We start from the raw sequence: 8508 nt of genomic DNA, 5'->3' as shown, positions 1-8508 counted from the left end.
TGATAGAATAAGGGTAACATTTGCAACAGATAGGTCTTATTGACAATTTGAGACCTATCTTTTTCTATCACAGATCGTTACACTCTTGACGTATCAATCGTTTCAAGCCATATCGTCGCCCCCCCAGCTCTACCTGTAAAGGCTGCGGTTGTCCTGACTAGATTAGTTTTCAACTCAATTAGGGAGAAAATTTGTCCCTTTGAACCAAGTAGTAGGTGGTAAGTGCTAGGTTATACATGAGGGGATGTACCTTACCTGACGGGGGTGAACCTGAAGGCTAAACTAATGTCATACCAAGGGTTGAGACTGAAGTTCCCCCTCAAAAAGAAAAGGGTGATTGACAGGTAAGGTAACAAAAAAATGATAAGCAAAAGTGTTCTGAGCAAACTAATAAATTCGGTTTAGTTCTAATTTCGATATCAATAGTCCATCTCAATTTTCCAGAACACCCCAAACTTTGCACCCTGAACCTGACGACCCTACACCCCCTTCTCTGGCAAAATCCCTTGGAACTCAAGGGATTTTAGCCTTGTCAAAGAACTAGAGACCGAAACTTTTCTGTTTCTGCTAACGCTGGGTTAATCCCAAACCAGCGCCCTTGTTCATCTTGGTATTCATAGACAAACATACTGCGCAACAAGGTTTGATATTCTTGTTCCCCCTTGACGGACTGCTGTTGCACGACTTGAGATAGCAACTTCCACTCTTCATCTTCAACAGCCAGAGTCAAATCATCTCGGTATCCCTTAATCACACCCTCTAAACAACTCGTGGAAAAGGGCGGGTCTTCCTGTTGCAAACAGTTATAGAGCAACCCTAACAAGTTACGGACATGACCGCCACTAATGCGACACATCCGGTCAAGGGTTTCTGGGCTATCAAATACTAGTGGAATCAGGTTTAGTCGCTGTTGAGGATCAACCATTGGAAAAGCTCGGGCTAGCAATAGCTGTCGCAGCAGTGCCATACCTTCTGGATAGTCACGACCATCCCTTAACTGTATGGGCACCATGGGCAAAATTTTGGGAGCCACACCACCACCGACTCGATTTTTGAGAGTTTCGTACTCGTTGGAGAACATTAAGGACAAGGGTAGAGTGTAAACTACATGACAGTTCAAACGCCTTAACTGAGTACCACGGTCGATAAACAGATACTCTGGCTGGGAACGACCTGAAGCCATCGAGCGATTATCAACTCGGTCAAGATTATCAATAATCACCACCAAACCCTTTTTGCCAAGCAACTTCAGCTGCTGAATCGCTGATTGTAAAATTTCTTCGTTGATGGCATTCAAAATGCTTTGGGTGCGGGGTTCTAGGTGCTGTCGTAGCAGTTGGCGTTGCTGAGGACTGTCTTTACTTCTGGCTGTAATCTTGGCAATGCCTACGGAAAATTCGGCTTCTGTTGAAAACTCGATCGGAGTTTGCAAAAAGTCTTTGATTTCATTAAATAATTTACTAAAGTAAGTGGGTCTGAGCTGTATGCTTATAGCTTCTAGGCTTTCGCACACTGACCTAGCGATGCTCAGTAAAATGTCACTGACATCAACATCCACCATGTCTAGGTCTTGAGAGGACTCAAAATAAACAACATGAAATTGCTGCTTTTCCAACTCGGCTTTAAGTCTTAACAACTCAGTAGACTTACCACAGCCAATATGACCAGTAAACAATTGACAGGTCGGTTCATCTGGTGACAGACGGGTAATGGTTCGTCCTAAAGCTTCGATAATCTTTCCTCCCCTGACAGCGGAAAAATCGATATAGTATGGATGGTCTTCTGGATTACCCATATCTAAGGTTTTAGCTGGGTTACACGCTTTGAAAAATCTTGGTAGATGCAGTTCCATAAATTAACCTCCCACCGTTGTGGTGATGGTTGTGGTTTACAGAAGGCGGTTAGAAAGCCCACTCCTTCAACAGGGTGAGATAGAAAGCGTCCCCAGTAATTAGTCTTTTGTAAAAGACTAATCCCTAATCACTGACCCATCCCACGACTAAGGTACGTGGGATGAGTTAACTATAGAGGACTGATTAGGCACCAATGCCTTTTCCGATCAGGCTGATGGAACCTGTTAAGTATAAAACGTGGGAACCTAGTAGTGGTTAAATTAAAAAAAGTATTTGGTGCTCAGTCAGGAATTGCAAAGTTCAAACCTTGTCGTTCCCCAGATTTTTGGGTAGATTGGCGTGAAGCGATCGCGCCGCAGCGCAAACGCCCACACGCCAATTGTCAGGCTTACTTCAAGTCATAAATGTACTCTGTCGATTGATCGGTAGTAGATGAGCAACATCGCATCAGTCTCTGAATCACAATTGTCTAATCGACGCAAACAACTGCGACGGACACGCCGCATTAAATTTTATCAAAAGATTTGGCGTACACTTTTGGTGGGCGGTATCGCTGGAAGTTTACTCTGGGCAATAACTTTACCAGATTGGATGATTCGTCAGCCAGAACAAATCAAGATTCAAGGGAATTATTGGCTTTCTGCTGAAGCGATACGCTCCCTGCTGCCTTTATCCTATCCCCAGTCTTTACTGCAAGTACAACCCCACGTCCTTGCCGAGTTTTTGGAATCTGAAGCTCCTATTGCTTCGGCTCTAGTTAGCCGTCAACTCATACCACCAGGATTGACAATACAAATTAGAGAGCGTCAACCAGTGGCTATTGCTGAGCAGAGTAAGCCCCAAACCAGAAAAACTAAAAACTCTACCCCAACGTTGGGTTTAGTCGATGAGCAAGGGATCTGGAGCCCCAAGAGCAGTTACGAACCACTCTCGGCCAATCTGCAGTTGCCGAACTTGAAAGTGATTGGTCAAAATTCCGTTTATCGCCCTTACTGGTTCGATGTTTATCAAGCTGTGAGTCATTCGGCTGTCAAAGTTTTCGAGATCGATTGGCGAAATCCAGCCAACTTAATTCTGAAAACCGAGTTAGGAAATGTACATTTAGGTCCTTACAGTGAAAGCTTCCCCACCCAACTGAGAGTTCTAGATCAGATGCGAGAATTGCCGAAGCGCACACAAAAGAGCAAAATAGCTTACATTGACCTGCAAAACCCAGACTTACCATCGATTCAAATGATTACAGACCATGACAGTGTGCAATCGCGAGTTAAATAAGGATAACTAAGAAGGTCAGACAAGTGTAGAGGCCTACTCTGACGGCTAAACCGAGGCGATATTTCCAGCAACCTATGTTTTGTTTCAGGTCAGTTATCGGGTATAGACCCAGCCGTTGCCAGGGTCTTTGGTTTTTCAATCAACTTACTCTATAGTTAACTCAGACTGCTACATATAACTTATAAAGATAAAGATAAACACTTACCCTCACCTCTTGCAATGACGCTTAATAGTCAACTAGGGCTTGCTGCTCAAAGTTCTAAAATCATCGCAGAAGCAGATCTTTCATTAGGATCCGACAATACACATCCTTTTAGTAACTCTGTATTACAATTCGGTCAAACTTATGATTCTAATCGCATACCCAGGGAAGAAACTAGGAGTGACAATATCGTGCCAGGTAGCGTTGCAAAAATCAAGGTTATTGGTGTTGGCGGGGGTGGTGGTAACGCAGTTAACCGCATGATTGCCAGTGATGTCAGTGGAGTAGAGTTCTGGTCAATTAACACAGATGCTCAAGCACTAGCCCAATCATCAGCCCCCCAACGCTTACAAATGGGGCAGAAGTTGACCCGAGGGTTGGGAGCAGGAGGGAACCCAGCCATTGGTCAAAAAGCCGCTGAAGAATCCCGGGAGGAAATTGCCCAGGCTCTCGAAGACACTGACCTGGTTTTCATTACTGCTGGGATGGGGGGTGGTACTGGTACAGGAGCTGCCCCGATTGTAGCAGAAGTTGCTAAAGAGATGGGTGCTTTAACCGTGGGAGTGGTCACTCGTCCATTTACCTTTGAAGGACGCCGCCGTACTTCCCAAGCCGAGGAAGGAATTGCCGCTCTGGGGAGTCGAGTCGATACCCTAATTGTTATTCCCAATAATAAACTCTTGTCAGTGATTTCAGAACAGACTCCTGTTCAAGAAGCATTTAAAGTAGCTGATGATATCCTACGTCAGGGGGTACAAGGGATATCTGATATTATTACTATTCCTGGCTTGGTGAATGTGGATTTTGCCGATGTGCGAGCGGTGATGGCAGATGCTGGTTCGGCTCTGATGGGCATCGGGATGGGTTCTGGAAAATCCCGAGCCAGAGAGGCAGCAGTAGCTGCCATTTCTTCTCCTCTGCTGGAGTCTTCTATTGAAGGGGCTAGAGGGGTAGTTTTAAATATTACTGGTGGCAGTGATCTGACCCTCCATGAAGTGAATTCAGCAGCAGAAACTGTTTATGAAGTGGTTGACCCCAATGCCAATATCATCTTTGGAGCAGTAATTGATGATAAGCTCCAGGGTGAAATTAGAATTACTGTGATTGCTACGGGATTTACCGGAGAAGCCCAGTCTGCACCTAAATCCGTGGAAACTCCCCTGAATCGCCGACCGATTGCTCCTACACCGATGCCCCCTACACCCAAGGTTGAGCCTAAGAGTAGACCAGGATTAGATATTCCAGAATTCCTGCAACGGCGTCGTTTTCCTAGAGGACCAAAGGAGTAGAAAAAAACTGGCACAAACCAGATGGCATGGAAGTAAAGCAAAGCAACCTATAGCCAAGGCAAGACTGTTGTCGGTCACCTTGGTAATTGCTGATTTTACTACTAGGCGTGAAAACTTCCCTAGACATTGCTCCTGAGCCTGAACCCATGGGAAACTTTTTTCGGTTATCACTATCAATAGGCTGAATCAGCCAGACTATGGAGCAGGAGTTTTTGTTGACTATATCCCTAGCTTTGAGCCAACAAGGGCTGCCCACAGATTAAAATTTCAACTATTCTTGCCTTGGATGAAGTTTAGCTATACTTATGACTTCTAATCACCGAACCAACCCCCCTATGCCCAAATCCAGTAGCGATCGTTACCCTAGTTCAACATCGGCAAACAAATCGAATACATACTGTCCGTCAGTACCAATTTCTGTATACCGGGAACTAGCAGCTGAGTTGCAAGCAACACAGGCGATGTTGGACTCTCTCCATTCTCAAAATCAGCATTTAGTTAAACAACACCAGCAGCTGCGACAGGAAGTTAAAAAAGTTATTAATTCAGCTCTGCATCTACAGCAGGTGATCAATTCCTTAGAACCAGTGAGTCCAGCTGAAGTCCATCGACCTCAGCCAGTAAAGCAGCCGGAATCCCGTCAAGCTCCACCAATTCCATCCCAGCGCACCGCTACAACTATCCCAGGGGGTGAATTTTCCCCACCTCAGATAAAACCTCAAACCCCTCCCTCTTCCTATCGAGAAACTTTAGTGATTGAACAACAAGACAATCGCTCCCTGCGAAGTTCGCAGCCAGAGGCAGTGTCCTATGTCAATGGCTGGGTGTTGGTTATAGCCATCTTGGGAATTGTCTTGAGCGCATTTGGTGCTGGCTTTTTAGTGGTGAAACCGATACTAGATAGTAATCGTTGAACCATTGTGCTGCTTGATTAATCGATTTATGGCGGGTTCTTTGAGATTCATCAAAAAAATTGGGTCTGAAACCCCGTCCTTATAGGACGGCTTGATGTTACCATAAAGATGGTCAATGACCCACCCGAGACGATGGATTGACCAAAGGTCACGCTTCGCGAACAGACAGCCTATACGAGCAAAGTCCAGTAACCTGGCGGCGCAGCAAAATCGGTAGACCGGGAAAAGATGACAGGGCAATGGAAGGCCAACTCTCGAATCAAAAAGTACATCAAGACTTTTCGCAGAAATTCTCGATACATGAAAACCGCAGGACTTGCACCGGATAGTCTGGGTCGCGAACGTAAGACCATAAAACCCCGCTTAGGGTGGAGGCTGTTGCATTGAAGCACCAAACCAAATCGTGAGGTTTAGGAATCACCGTTCTTCTAGGACGGTGAGGATGTCAACCGCCTAATCTAATCTTTTACTAAACCTCGGCTGTATTTAACGCTATTTTCGCTTCCCCATTGCACCATTAACTGGAAAATGACGATCATTACTGCCAAGGGAAATCGGTTTTTAGCAGTTAATGGCCAGGTCTATAAGGTTTGCCAGGGTCAATTGTGCCCAGAACATTGGCTGATCACAGATCTGTTTACTCAGATCAAGTCCACAGTCATTAGTCAGTGGTGAAGGGCAACAAAAAACCTGCTCAACCTGAGTTCGATATCAGCGATCGCTCCACGAAAGAGTCAGGGATATAAGCTTTGGGCAACTAGGGTAGATTAAGGCTTTCAGCGTTACGTTGAACTCAGGTTAAAATTCATTGTTATGTTTAACTCATAACAATGAATTTTAGCAGAGTGAGTATTTAACGGGAACTAGAACTGGTAGTACACAGCAAGCGATTCTAGGTCGGTTGTGAGTCCCCTGTTCACGTGAGTTCGAGATCAGGGTACACTCCAGAAAAAATCACGCGCAGGGATACAGGCTTTCAGAGACTAGGATAGATTAAGGCTTTCAGGGTTAGGTCGAACTCAGGTTCTTCCTATGATGACTGAAGTTACCCCTCCTCGTTGATATCCCTAGCCATAGTTTTTGAGGAGGGTCTGACCAACAGACTTACATCTGTGATGGATTTAAGAAACACGAACCGGCAGCAAATGCATCAACCATAGGGGTTTGACAAAGTCTTTCTGCCAGAGTTGGGTTTGAATTGATCGGGACACAACTGGGAGGTAAGACTCATATCAATGACCAAAATGGCAAGCAGTTCTCAGAAAGAGGATTTAAAATGGACTATCAGGTTTCTATGAGTATGAGCGTGCAACTGTGATTCCCTATGACTTTCTAAAAGCGATCGCAAATGAACACGGTGTATCTAAAGCCGAGCTGGAGGTTGTGGCTTTGGCGATGGAGGGTCAATCGACAAACGCGATCGCAAACATCCTCAACATTAGTGAACATGCAGTGCGCAAAAGACTCAGCGAGGTCTACAAAAAGTTTCCTATATCGGGTACAGGGCCTGTAAAGCTAACCAAACTGCAACAGCTGCTGGTCAATCGCTATCAGACTCATCTAGAAACCCAGGATATCTCCTCTAACTGCAGAAGCTATACCCCTATCTCTACTGTCCAATCCTCAAACCCCAAGCACATGGATTGGGGTGAGGCACCAGATGTTTCTGTTTTCTATGGTCGCACTGAAGAACTACGCCAGTTAGAAACATGGATTGTTAAAGATCGTTGCCGCTTGGTGGCACTACAGGGTATGGCAGGGATTGGTAAAACCACCTTGTCAGTGAAGCTGGCTAAACAAATTCAGGATCAGTTCAAGTATGTGGTATGGCGTTCCTTACGTCAGGCACCACGGTTAGAGGATATCCTAGCAGCACTGCTCCAATCTTTATCTGGGCCCCTAGAAACTGTAGGATATGAAACAGCAGGAGGGTTAAACCCAGTCCCTAGTTCTCAAACTACCAAGGAGCTTATCTCCCAACTAATTGAGTACTGCCGCCAACACCGTTGTTTGATAGTCCTCAACGGTGCCGAATCTATTCTACAGATTGGTACACTTGCCGGCATCTACCGAGAAGGGTATGAAGGCTATGGTGAATTGATCAGACGCTGGGGAGAAGAACCCCATCAAAGCTGTTTGTTGATTACCAGTCAGGAGAAACTCAGCGAAATTTCGTTACTTGAAGGAGAGACTTCACCTGTGCGTTCCTTAAAACTTGAAGGTTTAGGGGAAGCCGCGCAATATATTTTGCAGGAAAAAGGATTGTCTGGGCAGAAAAACTGGGACTATTTAATTAAGGGGTATCGTGGGAATCCCTTGATGTTAAAACTTGTTGCCATAACCATCAAAGAAGTTTTTGATGGCAGTGTGACCGATTTTTTGGCAACTACCCTATTTACCCATGACGTTAGTGACTTTATCGAAGAAATCTTAGATCGGTTATCAGATTTGGAACATAAAATTATATATACCATGGCTAGTCACAAAGAACCTGTAATCCTAACTCAATTACAGGATGAATTACTGGAGATATCGCCTCAGGAATTACTCAGGGCTCTGGCCTCCTTGAGACAGCGATCCCTAGTGGAGAAATCTGAAGGTGGGTTCACCTTGCCTCCTGCAGTCATGGAAGTGACTAACCAATTAATTGCTGAGCGAGAATAGTCATAATATCCCAGTTTACTAAATTTTTTAAACTATTAATAGTTCAATTTTAGAACTGGGTGATATCGAGTCCAGTTAATCAATTCGTATTCAGGTAAGTAGTTAGTTTTAAATTGTTAATGGTCAAGGGTCAATTAACAATTTACAATTAACAACAAATAATGATAAGTACTGATAAGTATTAAACTAGAAATGATCTGACCATTTTTGAATTAAAGATGCCAAATTCAAAATTCAAAATGAATAGCTTTCTAATTTTGAATTGTTGACACCTAATACCAGCACCTTAATTAATTTATGGGGTATTTTTG

7 protein-coding genes are annotated in these 8508 nt (G+C 44.4%); 6 read left to right on the top strand and 1 reads right to left on the bottom strand.

The window, feature by feature from the left end; all coding sequences use genetic code 11:
- Positions 1–532 precede the first annotated feature (532 nt).
- A complete protein-coding gene (locus F6K64_RS05220) occupies positions 533–1852 on the bottom strand; it encodes a P-loop NTPase fold protein (protein ID WP_008186506.1) in 1320 nt (439 codons plus the stop codon).
- A 252-nt stretch (positions 1853–2104) separates the two neighbouring features.
- On the opposite strand from F6K64_RS05220, the gene F6K64_RS05215 reads away from it, so the two are divergent.
- From F6K64_RS05215 to F6K64_RS05190, 6 genes are all read left to right on the top strand, one after another.
- Complete coding sequence (locus tag F6K64_RS05215; RefSeq protein ID WP_154659848.1) at positions 2105–2257, top strand: hypothetical protein; 153 nt, start codon at positions 2105–2107, stop codon at positions 2255–2257.
- A 28-nt stretch (positions 2258–2285) separates the two neighbouring features.
- Positions 2286–3128, top strand: coding sequence for a cell division protein FtsQ/DivIB (locus F6K64_RS05210; protein WP_008186505.1), 843 nt, complete (start codon positions 2286–2288; stop codon positions 3126–3128).
- A gap of 219 nt (positions 3129–3347) precedes the next feature.
- Positions 3348–4619 carry a cell division protein FtsZ gene (gene ftsZ / locus F6K64_RS05205; protein ID WP_008186504.1) on the top strand — a complete coding sequence of 424 codons (1272 nt, stop codon included), beginning with the start codon at positions 3348–3350 and terminating at the stop codon, positions 4617–4619.
- A gap of 335 nt (positions 4620–4954) precedes the next feature.
- Positions 4955–5533 carry a hypothetical protein gene (locus F6K64_RS05200; protein ID WP_044493852.1) on the top strand — a complete coding sequence of 193 codons (579 nt, stop codon included), beginning with the start codon at positions 4955–4957 and terminating at the stop codon, positions 5531–5533.
- A 528-nt stretch (positions 5534–6061) separates the two neighbouring features.
- Complete coding sequence (locus F6K64_RS05195; protein ID WP_008186502.1) at positions 6062–6208, top strand: hypothetical protein; 147 nt, start codon at positions 6062–6064, stop codon at positions 6206–6208.
- A gap of 639 nt (positions 6209–6847) precedes the next feature.
- Positions 6848–8197, top strand: a complete 1350-nt coding sequence (locus F6K64_RS05190) for a helix-turn-helix transcriptional regulator (RefSeq protein WP_008186501.1) — start codon at positions 6848–6850, stop codon at positions 8195–8197.
- Positions 8198–8508: the final 311 nt, after the last annotated feature.

It is taken from the genome of Moorena sp. SIO3A2 (genome assembly GCF_010672265.1).
Lineage (GTDB): Bacteria > Cyanobacteriota > Cyanobacteriia > Cyanobacteriales > Coleofasciculaceae > Moorena > Moorena producens.
The sequence above is the reverse complement of the archived record's forward strand: the minus strand, read 5'-3'. Positions and strand labels throughout refer to the sequence as shown.